The sequence below is a fragment of the Celeribacter litoreus genome, assembly GCF_020165855.1.
Classification (GTDB): Bacteria; Pseudomonadota; Alphaproteobacteria; order Rhodobacterales; family Rhodobacteraceae; genus Celeribacter; species Celeribacter litoreus.
This window is the reverse complement of the sequence record NZ_JAIUFY010000014.1, coordinates 518,430-536,584: the sequence shown is the minus strand read 5'-3', so window position 1 is coordinate 536,584 and position 18,155 is coordinate 518,430. Positions and strand designations below refer to the sequence as shown.

Here is an 18,155-nt window from a genome sequence, read left to right as displayed (position 1 = left end):
GTGACTTCGCGGTCACTGCGCCCAAATCACAACGGATGTGATGTTTTTACATCAGTTTGCGGCGGCGTGTCACCTGAATATCGAGGTCGTTGATCTTTTTGCGCAAGGTATTGCGGTTGATACCGAGAAGATCAGCACATTTTGCCTGATTTCCGCCGACTGCATCGAGCGCGATTTCGATGAGAGGTTGCTCAACTTCCTTCAAAATTCGCTGATAGAGACCCGGAGCGGGCAGAACGCCACCGTGGAGATCGAAATACCGGCGCAGGTGCTTTGCCACGGAGGAGGACAGCTTTTCACCGTCTCCGCCACCCTGGAGCGGCTCCATGGCCGGCTGGTTGCCGAGCACGGTCTCGACTTCCATGCGCGTGATTTCCTCTTCGGGAGAGGTCACGATCAGGCGGCGAATGGTGTTTTCCAACTGCCGCACGTTCCCCGGCCAGCTATAGGCCCGCACGAGATCCATCGCCTCGTTAGAGAAGCGGCGCGCGGAGAGACCGTCACGCTCGGCTTTCGAGAGGAAGAAATCAGCCAGAAGCGGAATATCGTCCACACGCTCGCGCAGCGACGGCACGGAAATCGTCACACCGCCGAGACGATAGAACAGGTCCTGACGGAAGGCACCGGATTCCATTTTGGACGCCAGATTGGCCTGAGACGTCGCCATGATCCGTGGTGCGTTGTCGGTAAAGCTGTCGAGCATCCGCACGATACGGGCCTGCGCCTCTTCATCGAGATCACCAACTTCGTCAAAGAGGATGGAACCGTTTTTGGCCTTGGAGATCACCGCAGCTGGGCCTTCCATCGTCGCCAGATCAGAGGCGGACACGACCACGAACGGGAGGCTGCGACGATCGGAGAAATCGTGGATCGCGCGGGCGATGAGGGATTTGCCCGTGCCGGATTCACCTGTGATAAGAACCGGCAGGTCGGTGTTCATCACACGCGCGACGAGACGGTAGAGCGTCTGCATGGCGGGCGTGCGACCCACGAGCGGAAGATCTTCCTGAGTGGCGCTCTCGGACGGTGCTTTGGCGTTCGACGGCGCGGGGTTGGCACGACGTTTGACTTCAAGCGCCTTGGCCGCGCGCTTCATGAGGTCCGGCAGATCGAAAGGCTTCGGCAGATAATCGAACGCTTCGGCCTCAGCCGCCTGAATGGCGGTCATGATGGTGTTCTGTGCGGAGATCACAATGACGGGCAGACCCGGGCGCAGCTCTGCGATGCGCGGCAGGCTCTCGAGACCGTTCCCGTCGGGCATCATCACGTCGGAGATGACCAGATCCCCCTTCCCTTCCTCAACCCAACGCATCAGCGTCACAAGAGACGAGGTCGCGTGGACCTTACATCCGGCGCGGGTGAGCGCCTGGGTCAGGACCGTCCGGATTGTCCGGTCATCATCAGCAACGAGGATCGTGCCATCCATAGTTTCCACTCCTTAATTCTGCAACGACACGCCGGAACGCCTCGTGCGGTTCCCTCTGAAGAGGGGTCATTGGTCAGCGCAGCTCAGGTTTCCTTCGCGCCCTTCGGCGCGACCGGAAGAGAGATGCGGAATACGGTTTTCCCAGGCACGGAATCGACGGAGATCCAGCCTTCGTGGTCCGAGATGATCTTGCTCACCAGCGCGAGGCCGAGGCCCGTCCCGTTTTCACGGCCCGAAACAAATGGCTCGAACACATCGGACGCGATCTCGGGCGGCAGGCCCGGTCCGTCGTCGATGATCTGAACCTGCAGAGGCAGCGCGCCCCCCGTCCCGTCCTTGCGACGCAAACGCAGGGAGAGATCGTAGAAGGTCTTGAGCCGGATCGTCCCGCCCTCTTTGCCTGCGGCCTCGGAGGCGTTCTTGATCAGGTTCATGAAGACCTGCAAAAGCTGGTCTCCGTCCACATAGGTCGGCGGCAGCGAGGGATCGAACTCCTCAATGAACTTCATCTTCGCGCCGTAGGACAGCTCTGCGGACTTGCGCGCACGGTCGAGCATATCATGAATGTTGATCGCGCGCTTCTCTGGCGGACGCAGATTGCCGAATTGTTCGACCTGTTCGAGCAGCGCAACAATCCGACGGCTTTCCGCCACGATCAGATCGGTCAACTCTTGGTCTTCGGGCGTGAGGCTCATGGAGAGAAGCTGTGCCGCCCCCGTGATCCCCGCGAGCGGGTTCTTGATCTCATGCGCGAGCATCTCGGCCATGCCGATTGCGGATCGCGCGGAGCTTTTCACCTGATGCGACCGCCCGAGACGGTCCGCGATCTGGCGCGGCTCCATCAACAGGATCAGCGACCCTTTGTAGCCCTGAAGCGGCGCGATCTGGATATTGCACTGCACGGGCGGAGCATTCCCGCCGGACACGTCCACATTGTTGATAAACATCGCAGAATCGTCGCGGCGCACGCGTGCGAAGGCTTCTTCCAGAGGCGCGTCAATGGCCAGCTTGTCAAAGACCGGCGTCCCACGGAGAGACTTCGCGGAGGCATTCAGGAACTGCTCGGCGGAGGGGTTGATCTCTCCGATCAGGTCATCCGCCTCAATCATGATCGCAGGAACCGGCAAAGACGGCCAAAGCGTATTGAAACGATCATCGCTCATGCGACGCACTCCCCGGACAACAAGGCATCCGGCAGAAGCGCCAGAACCGCCTTAGGATCACGTTCAGTCAAAACCTTTTTGCGCAGATCGGGCAGCGATGCCGCCTCGTCCATGTACCAGCCGAGATGTTTGCGCATCACGCGGCTGCCGAGATCGGCGCCGTAAAAGGACAACCCCGCCTCATAATGGGCGCAGACCATATCGGCGAGCGCAGCGCCGTTCGGCACAGACGGCTTCGGCGCGCCGGTCATGTTGGCGGCAACTTGGGCAAGCACCCACGGACGCCCTTGCGCCCCGCGTCCGATCATCACCCCGTCAGCGCCGGACTTGGTCATCGCCTCATCGGCGGCTTCGGCAGAGATAATGTCACCGTTTGCAATCACCGGAATAGACACCGCCTCTTTGACGGCCCGAATAGCCGCCCAATCCGCGCGGCCTTTATAGAACTGACAACGGGTACGGCCATGAATGGTGATCATCTGAATGCCAGCGGCCTCTGCGCGTCGCGCGAGTTCCGGCGCGTTCAGCAGAGCATCATCCCAACCGAGCCGCGTTTTGAGAGTCACCGGCACGGAAACAGCCCCAACAACGGCGTCTATCAGGGTCAGCGCATGGTCGAGATCGCGCATGAGCGCAGAGCCGGAATAACCGGACACCACCTTTTTCGCGGGGCAGCCCATATTGATGTCGATGATCTTTGCGCCGTTGTCCTGCGCCATCTTTGCAGCGAGCGCCATCGGCTCGGCCTCGCGTCCGGCGAGTTGAACAGCGGTGTTTTCGACGCCGAACCCGAGCTCCGCCTTCTCCCGCGACCCAGGACGGGCATTCAACATATCATGGGAGGCGACCATCTCGGACACGACCAAACCTGCACCGAAAGAGCTCACCAGTTCACGGAACGGCAAATCGGTGATCCCGGCCATAGGGGCCAGAAACACGGGAGGGTCCAGTGCTATTGTCGCCAATCGAACGGGCAAGCGATTAATCCTTGTGCGTTTGAGATAGGGATAGAGGTCAAACCCCCGAGTCGCAAAGGATCGCGGGTAAAAAAGTGGCTAAAAAGTGCCGTTGCCCATTTTTTAACCAAATCCGCCGTATGAAAACGACGCATTGCAAGCCCGCCTGCCACCGATTAACCAGAGCGCATGACAAAGACAGCCGCCCTGATCGTTGCCGCAGGCCGTGGAAGCCGCGCCGGAGGAGAATTGCCAAAACAATGGCAATCGCTCGGGTCGGCGCGTGTGCTCGACCATACGATTGAGGCGTTTCGCCCCTTTGTGGACGAGGTCGTCGTGGTCCACCATGTTGACGATGTCGAACATGTTCAAGGGCTTGAAGATGTGACGCTTGTCGCGGGGGGTGCGCTTCGCGGGGAGTCCGTGCGCAGGGGGCTTGAGGCGCTCGAAGGATCCGGTGTGACCCGCGTGCTCATCCACGATGGTGCGCGCGCGCTTATCCCGCCCGCAGTGATCATAGAGGTGATCGCGGCACTCGACACGCATTCGGGCGCAGCCCCTGCCCTCGCCATCACGGACGCGCTCTGGCACGGGACCGCCCAAGAGACAGGCACTTTCGTCGATGGCACCCGCGACCGAAGCAATTTATACCGCGCGCAAACCCCGCAGGCTTTCCATTTCGCGCATATATTAGAGGCACACCGTCAGCACGACGGGACCGCCGCCGATGATGTCGAAGTGGCCCGCGCCGCAGGGATTGACGTCGCGATCACGCAAGGGTCGGAAGAGAATTTCAAAATCACATGGCCCGAGGATTTCGCCCGCGCAGAAGCGCTCTTGGCGGAACGGGCCCGTCAGAAGGAGACTGCTCGGATGGATATCCGTCTCGGCAATGGCTACGACGTTCACCGGTTTGGCGAGGGCGATCACGTATGGCTCTGCGGCGTAAAGGTGCCGCACAACCGCACCCTGCAAGGCCACTCTGATGCGGACGTCGGCATGCACGCTCTGACCGACGCGATCTACGGCGCTCTGGCAAAGGGCGACATTGGTCAGCACTTCCCGCCCTCCGATCCGCAGTGGAAGGGTGCCGAAAGCCATATTTTCCTGCGTCACGCCATCAACCTCGCCCGCGAGATGGGCTATGAGATGATGAACTGCGATGTGACGCTGGTTTGTGAACGACCCAAAGTCGGCCCCCATGCTGTCGCCATGCGCGAGGCGCTCGCCGACATCATGGGTGTCGATGTGTCAAAGGTGTCCGTCAAAGCCACCACGTCAGAGCGCCTCGGCTTCACCGGTCGCGAAGAAGGCATCGCTTCGATTGCTACCGCGGCGCTGATCAAACAATCCTGAGCCGCAGGACTAGGGAGAAACACAATGAACAAAGCTGCCGTCCTGATCGGAACTGTCGCGAAAACCGGCTATCTGAAACCCGCGCCGGGCACATGGGGCTCCTTCGTCGCCCTGCCCCTCTTTTGGGTGCTGGACGCGATCTTCGGCGTCCCCGGCGTCCTCATCGGCATCGTCATTGCCTTCTTCGCAGGTTGGTGGGCCACGAAAGTCATGACCCGCGGCGGCGATAACGAAGACCCGTCCGAGATCGTCATCGACGAAGTGGTCGGCCAATGGATCGCCCTCATCCCGCTCTCCATCGGCTCCGCGATGGCGGGTGCACCCTCCACTGCGCTATGGCCTGCGTGGCCAACCGCCTTCATCGCCTTCCGCCTGTTTGACATCTGGAAACCAGGCCCTGTCGGTTGGGCAGACCGCCGTGGCGATGCGCTGGGCGTGATGCTCGACGATGTGATCGCGGGCATTATGGCGGCCATCGTCGTCGTGCTCTTCGCAGGCTTCTACCACGGCGTACTGCAATGACGGACACGCTGTTCGAACTGGCGACAGAAGTTCTCTCACTCGCGCGGGCTGAGGGGCTGATGATCGCCACGGCTGAAAGCTGCACGGGCGGATTGATCGCGGGGGCTTTGACCGAGGTGCCGGGCTCGTCGGATGTCGTGGATCGGGGTTTTGTCACCTATTCGAACGCCGCCAAGCGCGAGATGCTCGGCGCCTCGCCTGTCACCCTCGCTCAATTCGGTGCGGTGTCTGAGGAGATCGCGCGGGAAATGTCCGAGGGCGCACTCCGCAAATCCGCCGCACAGATCGCTGTGGCTGTCACGGGCATCGCCGGCCCGGGCGGATCAGAGCACAAGCCCGAAGGCCGCGTCTGTTTCGGCCTCGCGATTGAAGGGCGAGAGACGTTGACGGAAACGGTGGAGTTCGGCGCCATCGGCCGCTCCCAAGTCCGTGCGGCGACTGTTAGTCATGCGCTCAATTTGATCCGCGTCGCGCTGAACGCCTAACGGATTCACTTTTGTTTATTTCTTAATCATTGTGATATTATTTCGCACATTTTGTAGCTACTTTCATATTTGATTATTTTTTAAACTGTATTTTCTCATTTTGAGTCTTTTGCGAGCATATTAAATCCGCTCTACGCCCCCGAAACCAACGAAAGACCATATTGGAGGGGACCATGGTGGGAGCGGATACTGCGTGGATTTTGGTAGCCACGGCGCTTGTGTTGTTCATGTCATTGCCAGGATTGGCACTGTTTTACGGGGGGCTTGTCCGCGCGCGCAACGTGCTCTCCGTCTTCATGCATGTCTACGCGATTGCCTGCCTGATGAGCGTGCTCTGGCTCGTCGTCGGATACTCTATCGCCTTTGGGGATGGCGGGGCCATTTGGGGCGGTCTGGGCAAGATGTTTCTCTCCGGCGTGACCGCGGACAGCCTGTCGGGAACCCTGCCCGAAATCCTGTTCTTCGCCTTCCAGATGACCTTTGCGATCATCACCCCCGCCCTCATCGTCGGGGCCTATGTGGAACGCATTTCCTTTGGCTTTGTCCTGCTGTTCTCGTCGCTCTGGATGATCCTCTGCTACGCGCCCGTGACCCACTGGATTTGGGGCGGCGGGTTCCTCGCGGATGGCGGTATCTTTGGAGAGGTCGGCACGCGTGACTTTGCGGGCGGCATTGTGGTGCACGAGACCGCAGGCCTTGCGGCTATCATCATCGCGGTCATGCTTGGCCGCCGCAAGGTGGACACCAAACCACCGCACAACCCCGGCTATGTGATGATCGGTGCTTCCATGCTTTGGGTCGGCTGGTTCGGCTTTAACGGTGGCTCGCAACTCGCCGCAGATGGCGGCGCGGCCATGGCGATCACTGTGACGCATATCTCTGCGGCCACCGCCTCGCTCACATGGGCGATCTGGGAACGGGTCAAATATGGCAAGGCCTCTCTCGTCGGCATCGTCACCGGCACCATTGCGGGCCTCGCGTCCATCACCCCTGCGTCCGGCTTTGTCGGCCCTGTAGAAGCGCTCATCATCGGGGCCATCGCGGGCATCCTCTGCCAAGAGGCCGTGAACCTCATGCGCAACAAACTCCGCATCGACGATACACTCGACGTGTTTGCGGTGCATGGGGTCGGCGGGATTTTCGGCACGATCATGATCGCGGCCTTTGGCGCAGGTTCTTGGGCGGCACAACTCGGCGCGCTGGCCATCGTGGGCGTGTTTACCACGGTTGTGACCATTGCTCTGGTCGTGATCTGCCGCGCCCTCGTGGGCCTGCGGGTCGATGAGGAAAGCGAACAGCGCGGCCTCGACATCACGGCCCACGGCGAAAGCGCCTATGACCACAACTCGTGATCTCTGCTAACTGATCAAAGACAAAAGGCGGCTCAAGAGCCGCCTTTTTCATTGCATGGGCTTCTTAGGCACGTCTCAGCCGTAAAGCTCCGCTGCGCGGCGTTCGAAGGCGCGCACGATGCGCTGCATGGCATCATTGAACACCATCCCGATCACACCCTGCAAAATCGCGTTCTTGAACTCGAAATCAACGAAGAACTCGACCTCACAGCCGCCGTCCTCGGCCTCCTCGAATTTCCACCAGCTTTTCATGTAGCGGAATGGGCCATCGAGATATTCGGTGTCGATCTTGCGCTGCTCCGGCCAGAGCACGACGCGCGATCCGAATTTCTCGCGGAAGACTTTGAACGAGATCACGAGATCGGCGAGCATAAGTTCATGATCACCCATGTCCTGCCGGCTGCGAATACGGGCAGCGGCATTCCACGGAAGGAATTTCGGGTAGCTCTCAACATCGGCCACCAGCGCATACATCTGGTCGGCGGAGTAAGGGAGGTGCTTTCTTTCCTGGTGCGTCGGCATGGTCACTGTATTTTTCTGTTCGCCCTGTTATGTCTAGGGCTAAGACGAAAATTGCAAGGGGTAACCATGACGCAGCGTCCCTATCACATCGACCAGATGATCTCTGCGAAAGCCATCGCAGCACGGATCGAGGACCTCGCGTTAGAGATCCGCAAAACCTACAAAGACACCGATAAACTCTTCGTCATCGGCCTGTTGCGCGGCTCTTTCGTCTTTATCGCGGACCTCGTGCGCGAACTGGATATGAATGTGGAGGTCGATTTCCTTGAGACCTCCTCTTACGGATCAGGCACAGAGAGCTCTCGGGAAGTGAAAATTCTCAAAGACTTGCGCGGCGCAATTGAAGGTCGCGATGTGCTCGTCGTCGAGGATATCGTCGATACGGGCTATACGCTGAAGGCGGTTCTGTCGCTTTTGAACTCGCGCAAACCGCGCAAGCTCGAAACCATCGCCCTTCTGGACAAACCTTCGCGTCGCGAAGTCGATCTCAAGGCGACTTGGACGGGGTTCGAAATTCCGGATGCGTTTGTGGTCGGCTACGGCATCGATTTCGCGCAGGCCAACCGCAATCTGCCCTACATCGGCTCGGTCGTTTTCGAAGACGAGGAGTGAAACGGTGGCGCCCGGCCGAATGCCAGCCGAGCGCCTTACACCATCCAGATTTGCCCCCCTTTTCCGTCAGGCAGAAACCAGACCGGAGAGACGCGACTCTTCCGCCTCGAACCCCGCTGCGATCCGCTGGCGTGCCTGTCGAAGACGCGGCGAGTCGGCGAGATCGACGTGAGAGGCCACGTAAATCGGCAGAGGCGCGATCTCGATCAAACTCTTCACCCGCACGAGGTAGGGAGAGCTGTCGCCGATGTAGGCGGGCAAGAGCACACGCCCCATCCCCTCTTCGGCAAGCGCTTTCAGCGTCAGGTAGCTATCACCGACGGCTTTGCACCGACAGTTCCGCTTTTTGAGTTCTTCACGGAGCTTGGTGGCCGCGTGCGATCGTCCGACAGCCCCGACCATCCCGATCCACAAATCCTCCGGAATGGTCTCTGTCCGCGCATAGAATCCGAACCCCATCTGCGCGACGATTTCGCCCTGCAATTCCTCGGAAAGCTTGAAGGTCGGTCGCACGGTCACATCCGCATGCAGCCGCGCCATATCAGAATGACTGTTGGCGCAAAGAAGTTCGAACGACAACTCATCCTCATGCGCGGCAATTCGGGACAGGACACGCGGCAGGAGCATTTGACACATGGCGTCGGTGGATGTGACACGGATCACGCCGGACAAAGGGGCCTCCCCCGCCTGCGCGAGCCGCTCAACGGCACTCACAGCGGCCTCAACCTCCCGCGCCGCTTCGATGAGCCGGATTTTTTCAGGCGCAATCTCATAGCCGCGCACCGATTTCTGGAATAGCTCGACTCCGAGATACTCCTCAATCGCAGACACGCGCCTCAAAACCGTCGCATGATTAACGCCCAACTCCCTTGCCGCGCCTGACACAGACCCAGACCGTGCCACGGCGAGCACGTAACGAAAATCGTCCCAATTCGGCTTGTGCATCGTTTCAAACCTCCCCGTTTGACCCTGCTGTAAATTAGCACGGGGAGATCACGAAAACTTTGCGCGAGATCACACATTGCAAAAGAAGATTTTGTTTTGTGGGGGCGGTTTACCCGTTAGCCGAGCGGATCGGTCTGGAACAGGCGCACTTTGAGACCACCGTGGGCAATTGGGGCGCCCGTGGGTTTCCACGGCAACTTCGTCGCCTGCGCGAGCGTGGTGTCTGACGTCACCATGCCGACGCGCCAACCGGAGAACTTCTCCCGCATCACATCGCCAAACGCACCGTAAAGCGCAAAGAGGTCTTTCTTCTTGCCGACACGCGAGCCATAGGGCGGATTGACGATGACGAGACCTGCCGGCCCCTCGGGCCGTTCGATGGCGGAGACAGGCACGGGTTTGAACTCACAAATGTCGCCAACCCCTGCCCGCGCCGCGTTATCGGTCGCCATGCCGATCACATTGACGTTCCGGTCAGAGCCATAGAACCGCAGATCAGTCTCGATGGGCCTGCACTCCTTGCGCAGTGCGTCCAATGCCGCCGCATCAAAGCCCGCGAGGTGCTCGAAGGCAAAGCTACGGCCACGGCCGGGATAAAACCCCTTCGCCAATTCCGCCGCTTCAATCGGGAAGGTGCCGGAGCCACACATCGGGTCGAGCACAGGTTCCGTCCCCGCATAGCCACAAGCCCGCAAAAGCGACGCTGCCATGGTTTCGCGCATCGGAGCTTTGCCCACGCCTTGCTTGAACCCGCGCTTGTGCAGCGCCTCGCCGGAGGTATCGACGGAGAGGATGACATTGTCGTCCTCGATCCGGACCTTGATGACGATGGGCGCATCTTCCGCGATGGGGCATCCGAGTTCTTCGGTGATCGCGCGTTCGATCCGTTCCTGCGCTGCCCCTGCGTGGTAAATCTTGTTCCGCTTGCCGGTCACAACTTCGACCCGCACCGGCACATCGGCGCGAAGCGTGTCGCCCCACGGGAACTTGCGGCTGCGTTTGTCGAGCTGGGCAAGATGGAAGGCCCGAAACGTCCCGATCCGTGCGAGCACGCGGGCCGCGCCCCGAAGCACCACGTTAGCGCGCATGACATCGGTCCACGTGCCCTCAAAGGTTACGCCACCGCCAACGGCCACAGGCGCAGGAAAGCCCGCCTCAATGGCCTCGGCCAAAAGGACATCTTCGAGACCCGGTTGGGTCCCGAGAAAGATTTCAAACGTTGCAGATGACACTTAGGCGCGACCCAGCTTGGCGAGACGGTTTGCACGCAGACGGGCAAAGTCGTCACCGGCGTGGTAAGACGAGCGCGTCAGCGGCGTCGCGGAAACCATCAGGAAGCCCTTGTTGATCGCGGCTTTCTCATAGCTCTTGAACTCATCCGGCGTGACGAATTCGGCGACGCGGTGGTGTTTCGGCGTCGGCTGGAGATACTGACCGATGGTCATAAAGTCGATGTCTGCGGCGCGCATGTCGTCCATGACCTGCAACACTTCCGGACGCTTTTCACCGAGACCGACCATGATGCCGGATTTGGTGAACATCGTCGGGTCAAGTTCCTTCACTCGCTGCAACAGACGCAGGGAGTGGAAGTAGCGGGCGCCCGGACGGACCTCCTGATAGAGACCCGGCACGGTCTCCAAGTTGTGGTTGAACACATCCGGCTTCGCCTCAACGACGGTTTCGAGCGCGCTCGGGTCACACTTCAGGAAATCCGGCGTCAGAATTTCGATGGTGGTCTCAGGCGAGCGCTTGCGCACGGCGCGGATGGTCATCGCAAAGTGCTCTGCCCCGCCGTCTTCAAGGTCATCACGGTCCACAGAGGTGATCACAACGTGCTTGAGGCCGAGTTTCTGAACCGCATCGGCAACACGCCCCGGTTCGAACACATCCAATTCGTCCGGACGACCGGTGGCGACGTTACAGAAGGTGCAGCCACGGGTGCAAATCTCGCCCATGATCATCATGGTGGCGTGGCCCTGCGACCAGCATTCGCCCGCGTTCGGACAGCCGGCTTCTTCGCACACGGTGACGAGCTTGTGCTCGCGCATGATCTTGTGAGTGTCCATATAGCCTTTGGAGGTCGGGGCTTTCACCCGAATCCAATCCGGCTTTTTCGGCTGGGCGTTATCAGGGCGGTGCGCCTTTTCAGGGTGGCGCTGGTCGGGGATCTTGAGATCACGCATAGCGGGGCCTTCTTTTCCGTTTGGATCAGCATATAGGCAATCTGCCTTCAAATGTCTCGGGAAAACCGCACCACAGGGCATGTGCAGAAAGAATTGCTGCGCCGCATTGAAGCCAACTTTAGAATCGCTCTAAACATATCGCGAAATGATGAAGCGCCCGCGGGTTTGCGGTGCGTGCAAAGGAGAATTGAAACATGAAAGCCGGTTACAAACTGCCTGAAGTGACTTTCCACACCCGCGTCCGCGACGACAGCATCGGCGGCGACAACCCGTTCAAATGGGAAGACAAAACCACCGCTGACTACTTTGCTGGTAAGCGCGTTGTGCTCTTCTCCCTGCCGGGCGCATTCACCCCGACCTGCTCCACCTACCAGCTGCCGGGTTTCGAAAACGGCTTCGACGACTTCAAAGCTGAAGGCATCGACGCAATCTACTGCATGTCCGTGAACGACAGCTTCGTCATGAACAAATGGGCGCAGAACCAACAACTTAAGAACGTTGGCGTCATTCCGGACGGCTCCGGTGAGTTCACCCGCCGCATGGGTATGCTCGTGCGCAAAGACAACCTCGGCTTTGGCCTGCGTTCCTGGCGCTACGCCGCTGTCGTCAACGACGGCGTGATCGAAGCATGGTTCGAAGAGCCGGGCCTCTCCGACAACCACGGCGAAGATCCGTATGGCGTGTCTTCCCCGGAGAACGTGATGAAGTGGCTCAAAGGCGAAGAAGCAGAAGCTGTCGCATAAGACCCTTTAGATCGAATTGATCTCAGAGGCCCGTGGGGAAACCTGCGGGCCTTTTTGCATTTGCAGCATTTTGGCGCCGAAAGCCGCCTACGGAATACCGTCGCATACCGGCAATTCGCGGGACGCATAGCGGAATGCGGGAGATGGGGCGCTCAGGCCGCGCCGCGCGTCTGCGCCTCACAGAGCAACTCGCGCCCCGCCTCGGCCAAAAGCGCGGCGAGATCCGTGAACCACGTTTTCTCTTCGGTAGACCGACGACGCACGAGGGCAATCACGCGCTCCGGCTCCGGATCGGGAAAGCGCATGATCGCCATCTCGGGGCTTGATGCCATCTCGGAACAGAGCGCGATTTCAGGGACGAAGGTGAGCCCGAACCCTTGCGCTACCAACCCGCAGAGCGTGGAGAGCGAGGACGCGCCCAAATCGACTGTCTGCCGCGTTCGTTTGAGACCGCACACTTCCAACGCCTGATCTGCGAGGCAATGCCCCTCATCAAGGAGCAGAAGGCCATCCGGCGACAGGTCCGTCGGGCGCGGCGGGGCGGAGTTTTCGTTGAGCGTCGCAATACGTGACTGTGATCCAGCGAGGAGAAAACGGTCCGTAAAGAGCGGCTCCGTCATCAACCCGCCGGTTTCATAGGGCAAGGCGATAATGGCCGCATCCAATCGCCCGCGCGCCACGTCGGAAATCAGCTCCGCTGTCTGCGCCTCACGCACCCGCAGATCAAGATCGAGCGCCGCCGCCTTGATCCGCGTGAGCGCGCGCGGAAGGAGATAGGGCGCAATTGTGGGGATCACACCGAGGGTCAAGCGCCCCGTCAGCCCCTTGGACAGACGGATTTCCGCCTCAAGATTGCGCGTGAGCGCGAGGATTTCCCGCGCGCGGTCGAGCACAACCTGCCCCGCCCGAGTCAGGCGAATGTCACGCGGCAGACGTTCCACGAGTTCGGTGCCAAGCCGCGCTTCCATATCCTTGATCTGCTGAGACAGCGCGGGCTGGGTCACATGCACACGATCTGCCGCCGCGGAGAACGAGCCCGTTTCGGCCAAGGCCACAAAGTATCGCAGTTGTTTCAACGTCAGCATTGGAAGCCCTCACTTGATCAGTTTTTCTAATACCTTCCACCACTCCTTACAAATTATATTGATGCCGCTCTTGTCCGTTCAGCCGATCAGATTGTTATACCCCGCACAGTCGTAGTGACGCTTGAGACGCTGAAGCGCGATGCGCAGGACGATCTTGCCTGACCGCGCACTCCATCCCATCCGCTGTTCTGCCTGCTCCATGCCTTCAAGGTAGCAACAGCACCGCAGCGCCACATCGCCAAGCCCCGGCCCGAGATCCGCCAGAGCCGCCGCGACACGTGTTTTCGCGGCCTCGGGACCGTAGCCGACCTGCGCCTCGGCTGTCTGCGCCCTGCCTCCGATGAGACAGGCTTCCCAATCCTGCGCGCCGCCGATCTGGGCCAGTTCGAAATCTTCACGCAAACGCTCTGCGGCAGAGACAAGCTCTGCGGTGAGAAAGGCCTCACCCGATTTGTCGCGACGGCGGGCGAGCACCATCACAGGGCTCTCGACAGCCTGATAGCGAATGCGCCCCTTCGTAGCCTCGTCATCCTCGTCGCGGCCCACCCACGCCGGCGCCTCCTCGAAGGTGGACGCCACATCAGAGAAACCAGCTCGCGCCATTTCATCGGCGGCGGTGAACTGACGCAGGGCTGCGCGGCCCGCGGACGTAATCGTGTAGCGCGTGATTTTTCCGCCCTTGCCCGCGACGATCCAGTCTTTGAGCGCGAGCGCCTGTGCGATCGGACGATCAAGAACGGCCGTGCGGGTCGTGCGACCATCGGGCAGATCACGCACGACGACAGCCTTATCCATATTCTGCGCAACGGCGAGACAGGCACCCGGTTCCGAGAGCCGTCGCAACACACGGCGCGCTTCACGTTCGATGGTGGCATCGTCCGGAGGTGTGTCTTCGACTGTCTGAAAGGGGGAAAGCTCTGACATTGGGGACATTTCCTTGGATTGGAGGGGGGTCTTGCCGGAAACGGGCGGAACAACACGACGGAGGGAATTGAGGGCCTCGTCAACCAGGGGATCGTCACGCTTTTGCTCGATCTTGCGGACCTGACGCATGACGGTAGATGGCGCACAGCCGCCACGACGGGCAAGCGCACGAATGGTGTCACCGCGCTCTGTGTGTTCGATGTAATGTCTGGCCTCTTGCGGCACCCAGTCGGGCAAGCCCGATCCACATCCTACAACCTGTGTGACTGGGTTTTGCTCTGCGTCCAACATGGTTCCCCCGATCATTTCTTTCATCTGTTTTCGAGTCTTTGTGTTCCTGACCGGCGCGCACTCTCACAGTCCGGAGAAAGCGATTCTGGCCAAATTATTAACACAACCTAGAGTTGTATTGGTTACCCATTCGTTAACCATTTTCGACACTCCAACCATCTCACACCAATCCTAAACAGAGGGATTTCGAAGCGTTCGGAGGCATCGCGCACAACGCAACACACGCAAAGGTTGTGCAATGATTTCTTCAGATCACGGCAGCAACGCCGGACCACGAACACACCATGGAGACCCGAACAATGACCGACCTGCAATCCGCCCTCGCCACTCTGCGCCGCCCGAGCCTTCTCATTCGCGCGGCGCGCTTCGGGATGACGGACTATAACCGCACCCGCACGCTCAAGCGTCTCATGAACATCAGCACCCTGCCCTCGCCCAAACACGCGCTATCCGCGCTTCTGGATGCAGAAGCCCGTCTTGAGGAAACCCGTCAGAGCGGCGATGCGGCCTATAGCGTGGCGCGGCATGTCGAGGTGCTGATCGCACTGATGTCCGAGGCCCGTCTGTTCAACTCTACGCCCCAGAGCGTCTGAGCGACGCTTTTCCTACCTAGTGAGCGCCGCAACACAGATCAAAACGCAGGTTTTCGCGGAAACAGGCAGGACGGAGTTCAAATCCGTCTTGCCTCACACGCGCGGTGGCAATAAAGGCAGGTCATGACACAGACATCTCATGACCGCCTCCTCATCATCGACTTCGGTTCTCAGGTGACGCAGCTGATCGCCCGTCGTTTGCGCGAATTGAACGTCTATTGCGAAATCCACCCCTATCAGAACGTCACGGACGAGAGCCTGAAGGACTTTGATCCGAAAGCGATCATCTTCTCCGGCGGCCCCGACAGCGTGATGCGCGAAGGAAGCCCTCGTCCGCCGAAAGCGGCCTACGAGATGGGCGTTCCGATCCTTGGCATCTGCTATGGCCAGCAGGTCATGATGCACGATCTGGGTGGTCGCGTTGAAGCCGGCGAACACGCCACCGCCGAATTCGGCCGTGCCTATGTGACGCCGACAGACAAGCACACCGATTTCTTCAACGGCTGGTTCATGGACCCGACCGGTAAAGAGCAGGTCTGGATGTCCCACGGCGATCACGTCGCAGAGATTGCGCCGGGCTTTGACGTCTACGGCACCTCGCCGGGCGCGCCGTTCGCCATGACCGCAGACATTGACCGTCGTTTCTACGCCGTGCAGTTCCACCCCGAGGTGCACCACACCCCGAACGGCGCGACGCTCTATGAGAACTTCGTGAAGATCGCGGGTTTCAAAGGCGACTGGACCATGGGCGCCTACCGCGAAGAGATGATCGAAAAGATCCGCGAGCAGGTTGGCGACAAGAAAGTCATTTGTGGTCTCTCCGGCGGCGTCGACAGCTCTGTCACCGCGATCCTGCTGCATGAGGCCATCGGCGACCAGCTCACCTGCGTCTTCGTGGACCACGGCCTGCTGCGTCTCAACGAGGCCGAGCAAGTCGTCACCATGTTCCGTGACAACTACAACCTGAACCTCATCGCAGCTGATGAATCGGATTTGTTCCTCGACGCGCTCGAAGGCGTGTCCGATCCGGAGGTCAAACGCAAAACCATCGGCAAACTCTTCATCGACGTGTTCCAGAAATACGCCAATGAGATCGAAGGCGCCGAATTCCTCGCCCAAGGCACGCTCTATCCGGACGTGATCGAATCCGTGTCCTTCTCCGGCGGCCCCTCGGTGACGATCAAATCGCACCACAACGTCGGTGGCCTGCCTGAAAAGATGGGTCTCAAACTCGTGGAGCCGCTGCGCGAGCTGTTCAAAGACGAAGTGCGTGCGCTGGGCCATGAGCTCGGTCTGCCTGCGTCCTTCATCGGGCGTCACCCCTTCCCTGGTCCGGGTCTCGCGATCCGCTGCCCGGGCGAGATCACACGTGACAAGCTCGAAATCCTGCGCAAGGCGGATGCGATCTATATCGACCAAATCCGCAAGCATGGTCTCTACGACGACATCTGGCAGGCGTTTGCCGCCATCCTGCCGATGCGCACTGTCGGCGTGATGGGCGATGGCCGGACCTACGACTACGCTCTCGCCCTGCGGGCTGTGACCTCTGTGGATGGCATGACCGCAGATTACTACCCGTTCACGCATGAGTTCCTCGGTGAAACCTCCACCCGCATCATCAACGAAGTGAAGGGTGTGAACCGCGTGTTCTACGATTGCACCTCGAAACCGCCGGGAACAATCGAGCTCGAGTAAGCTCCCACAAAATCGCAAAGGCGTTCTCCCCCGCGAGAGCGCCTTTTCTTTTGCCTTCTGCGCATGCACCTCGGTATGCAGATAAAACCGATGTTTGAGGAGAGCCACCGGTGAGCAAGATTCTCGTGACCGGCACCATGACCTGCGACCCGTCTGAAGTGGACGCGGTGCTGTCTCTGTTGCCTGTCCATATCAAACTCACGCGTGCAGAGCCCGGATGCCTTCAGTTCGATCTATGGCAGGATGAGGTGCGGCCCACCGAATTTCACGTGACCGAAGTCTTCCGCAGCGAGGCAGCCTTTGAGGCGCATCAGGAGCGGATGCGCAATTCGGACTGGTTTCGCGTGACCGGACATATGGAGCGCGATTTCAAAAAGAGCCTCGCATGAGCCACACCAGCCATCCAATCAAAGCAGCCCTTTGGATGAGCGGCGCCCTCGCAGGATTTTCCTCAATGGCGGTCGCGGGACGCGCGTTGGCGGCCAATCTCGATACGTTCGAGATTTTGGGCTATCGCTCCTTCTTCGGCCTTCTGATCGTCCTGTCCGTCACCATAGCGCAGCGCCGCTACCGCGAACTGCGACCCAAGGCGATGTGGCTCCACTTCGGGCGCAATGTCGGGCACTTCGCGGGGCAGAACCTTTGGCTCTTCGCCCTCACCCTGATCCCGATGGCGCAGCTCTTTGCGCTCGAGTTCTCCTACCCGATCCTCGTTGGCCTCGGCGCGACACTCTTTCTCGGGGAAAAGATGACGCCGTTGAGGGCGGGCACCTCCGTCATGGGGTTTATCGGCATTCTCGTTGTCGCCCGCCCTTTCACGGGCGATGGCCTGTCCATCGGATTGCTAGCCGCAATGGCCTGTGCGTTCGGCTTTGCGGCCTCCGCGCTGTTCACAAAACGCCTGACGCTCACGGCCCATGTCTCCGTCCTGTCGATCATGTTCTGGATGGTGCTCATCCAATTGGGCTTTGGCATCCTCTGCGCGGGGTTCGACGGTGATGTCGCCATTCCAACGCTCCGAGACCTGCCATGGGTGCTCGTCGTCGCGGTGTCTGGCCTCGGGGCGCACTTCTGTTTGACCACGGCGCTGTCCCTCGCCCCCGCCTCCATCGTCACCCCAATTGACTTCCTACGCCTTCCGATCATTGCCGTCATCGGCATGCTGTTCTACGCGGAATCCCTCGATTTCTTTGTGTTCCTGGGTGCCGCAATCATCTTTTCAGCGAATTATTTCAATATTTTGGCCGAAGCACGCCGCACTTAGGCCACGTTTTTAGATCATTTGAACAAAAGACATGACGC

General features: G+C 59.8%; 19 protein-coding genes. 10 read left to right on the top strand and 9 right to left on the bottom strand.

Features of this window, described 5'->3' with window-relative positions:
* Positions 1-46: 46 nt before the first annotated feature.
* From LA304_RS16160 to dusB, 3 genes are all read right to left on the bottom strand, one after another.
* Positions 47-1,426, bottom strand: coding sequence for a response regulator (locus LA304_RS16160; protein WP_224504200.1), 1,380 nt, complete (start codon positions 1,424-1,426; stop codon positions 47-49).
* 83 nt (positions 1,427-1,509) lie between these two features.
* On the bottom strand, positions 1,510-2,589 hold the full coding sequence (locus LA304_RS16155) for a two-component system sensor histidine kinase NtrB (protein WP_224504199.1): 1,080 nt from the start codon (positions 2,587-2,589) through the stop codon (positions 1,510-1,512).
* A complete protein-coding gene (gene dusB, locus LA304_RS16150) occupies positions 2,586-3,566 on the bottom strand; it encodes a tRNA dihydrouridine synthase DusB (RefSeq protein ID WP_224504198.1) in 981 nt (326 codons plus the stop codon). Before dusB ends, LA304_RS16155 begins: the two co-directional genes overlap by 4 nt.
* A 168-nt stretch (positions 3,567-3,734) precedes the next feature.
* Here dusB and LA304_RS16145 point away from each other — a divergent pair, with 168 nt between their 5' ends.
* From LA304_RS16145 to LA304_RS16130, 4 genes are all read left to right on the top strand, one after another.
* A complete protein-coding gene (locus LA304_RS16145) occupies positions 3,735-4,901 on the top strand; it encodes a bifunctional 2-C-methyl-D-erythritol 4-phosphate cytidylyltransferase/2-C-methyl-D-erythritol 2,4-cyclodiphosphate synthase (RefSeq protein WP_224504197.1) in 1,167 nt (388 codons plus the stop codon).
* Between the two features lie 24 nt (positions 4,902-4,925).
* Positions 4,926-5,423: a phosphatidylglycerophosphatase A family protein gene (locus LA304_RS16140; protein ID WP_224504196.1), complete on the top strand. Its 498-nt coding sequence runs from the start codon at positions 4,926-4,928 to the stop codon at positions 5,421-5,423.
* On the top strand, positions 5,420-5,908 hold the full coding sequence (locus LA304_RS16135; protein ID WP_224504195.1) for a CinA family protein: 489 nt from the start codon (positions 5,420-5,422) through the stop codon (positions 5,906-5,908). Before LA304_RS16140 ends, LA304_RS16135 begins: the two co-directional genes overlap by 4 nt.
* A 173-nt stretch (positions 5,909-6,081) precedes the next feature.
* The gene (locus LA304_RS16130) at positions 6,082-7,260 is read left to right on the top strand and encodes an ammonium transporter (RefSeq protein WP_224504194.1); all 1,179 of its coding nucleotides are present in this window, start codon (positions 6,082-6,084) and stop codon (positions 7,258-7,260) included.
* Positions 7,261-7,335: 75 nt separating this feature from the next.
* On the opposite strand, the gene LA304_RS16125 is transcribed toward LA304_RS16130, so the two are convergent.
* The gene (locus LA304_RS16125; RefSeq protein WP_224504193.1) at positions 7,336-7,782 is read right to left on the bottom strand and encodes a type II toxin-antitoxin system RatA family toxin; all 447 of its coding nucleotides are present in this window, start codon (positions 7,780-7,782) and stop codon (positions 7,336-7,338) included.
* 66 nt (positions 7,783-7,848) lie between these two features.
* Here LA304_RS16125 and hpt point away from each other — a divergent pair, with 66 nt between their 5' ends.
* Positions 7,849-8,394 (top strand): hypoxanthine phosphoribosyltransferase, encoded by a 546-nt coding sequence (gene hpt, locus LA304_RS16120; RefSeq protein WP_224504192.1) that lies wholly within the window; start codon positions 7,849-7,851, stop codon positions 8,392-8,394.
* Positions 8,395-8,460: 66 nt separating this feature from the next.
* On the opposite strand, the gene LA304_RS16115 is transcribed toward hpt, so the two are convergent.
* From LA304_RS16115 to lipA, 3 genes are all read right to left on the bottom strand, one after another.
* A complete protein-coding gene (locus tag LA304_RS16115; protein ID WP_224504191.1) occupies positions 8,461-9,339 on the bottom strand; it encodes a LysR family transcriptional regulator in 879 nt (292 codons plus the stop codon).
* Positions 9,340-9,455: 116 nt separating this feature from the next.
* The gene (locus tag LA304_RS16110; RefSeq protein ID WP_224504190.1) at positions 9,456-10,571 is read right to left on the bottom strand and encodes a THUMP domain-containing class I SAM-dependent RNA methyltransferase; all 1,116 of its coding nucleotides are present in this window, start codon (positions 10,569-10,571) and stop codon (positions 9,456-9,458) included.
* A complete protein-coding gene (gene lipA, locus LA304_RS16105) occupies positions 10,572-11,522 on the bottom strand; it encodes a lipoyl synthase (protein WP_224504189.1) in 951 nt (316 codons plus the stop codon).
* Between the two features lie 194 nt (positions 11,523-11,716).
* Between lipA and LA304_RS16100 the strand changes: the two genes are divergently transcribed.
* Positions 11,717-12,265 (top strand): peroxiredoxin, encoded by a 549-nt coding sequence (locus LA304_RS16100; RefSeq protein ID WP_224504188.1) that lies wholly within the window; start codon positions 11,717-11,719, stop codon positions 12,263-12,265.
* A 152-nt stretch (positions 12,266-12,417) separates the two neighbouring features.
* On the opposite strand, the gene LA304_RS16095 is transcribed toward LA304_RS16100, so the two are convergent.
* Together LA304_RS16095 and LA304_RS16090 are read right to left on the bottom strand one after the other, a co-directional pair.
* Entirely contained in the window at positions 12,418-13,350 is a 933-nt protein-coding gene (locus LA304_RS16095; protein WP_224504187.1) for a hydrogen peroxide-inducible genes activator, read from the bottom strand.
* A gap of 78 nt (positions 13,351-13,428) precedes the next feature.
* Positions 13,429-14,565: a DUF6456 domain-containing protein gene (locus LA304_RS16090; protein ID WP_224504257.1), complete on the bottom strand. Its 1,137-nt coding sequence runs from the start codon at positions 14,563-14,565 to the stop codon at positions 13,429-13,431.
* 299 nt (positions 14,566-14,864) lie between these two features.
* Here LA304_RS16090 and LA304_RS16085 point away from each other — a divergent pair, with 299 nt between their 5' ends.
* From LA304_RS16085 to LA304_RS16070, 4 genes are all read left to right on the top strand, one after another.
* Positions 14,865-15,158, top strand: coding sequence for a DUF6477 family protein (locus tag LA304_RS16085; RefSeq protein ID WP_224504186.1), 294 nt, complete (start codon positions 14,865-14,867; stop codon positions 15,156-15,158).
* 123 nt (positions 15,159-15,281) lie between these two features.
* Positions 15,282-16,853 carry a glutamine-hydrolyzing GMP synthase gene (guaA, locus tag LA304_RS16080; protein WP_224504185.1) on the top strand — a complete coding sequence of 524 codons (1,572 nt, stop codon included), beginning with the start codon at positions 15,282-15,284 and terminating at the stop codon, positions 16,851-16,853.
* A gap of 110 nt (positions 16,854-16,963) precedes the next feature.
* Positions 16,964-17,242, top strand: coding sequence for a putative quinol monooxygenase (locus LA304_RS16075; RefSeq protein WP_224504184.1), 279 nt, complete (start codon positions 16,964-16,966; stop codon positions 17,240-17,242).
* Positions 17,239-18,117 carry a DMT family transporter gene (locus LA304_RS16070; RefSeq protein WP_224504183.1) on the top strand — a complete coding sequence of 293 codons (879 nt, stop codon included), beginning with the start codon at positions 17,239-17,241 and terminating at the stop codon, positions 18,115-18,117. Before LA304_RS16075 ends, LA304_RS16070 begins: the two co-directional genes overlap by 4 nt.
* Positions 18,118-18,155 lie beyond the last annotated feature (38 nt).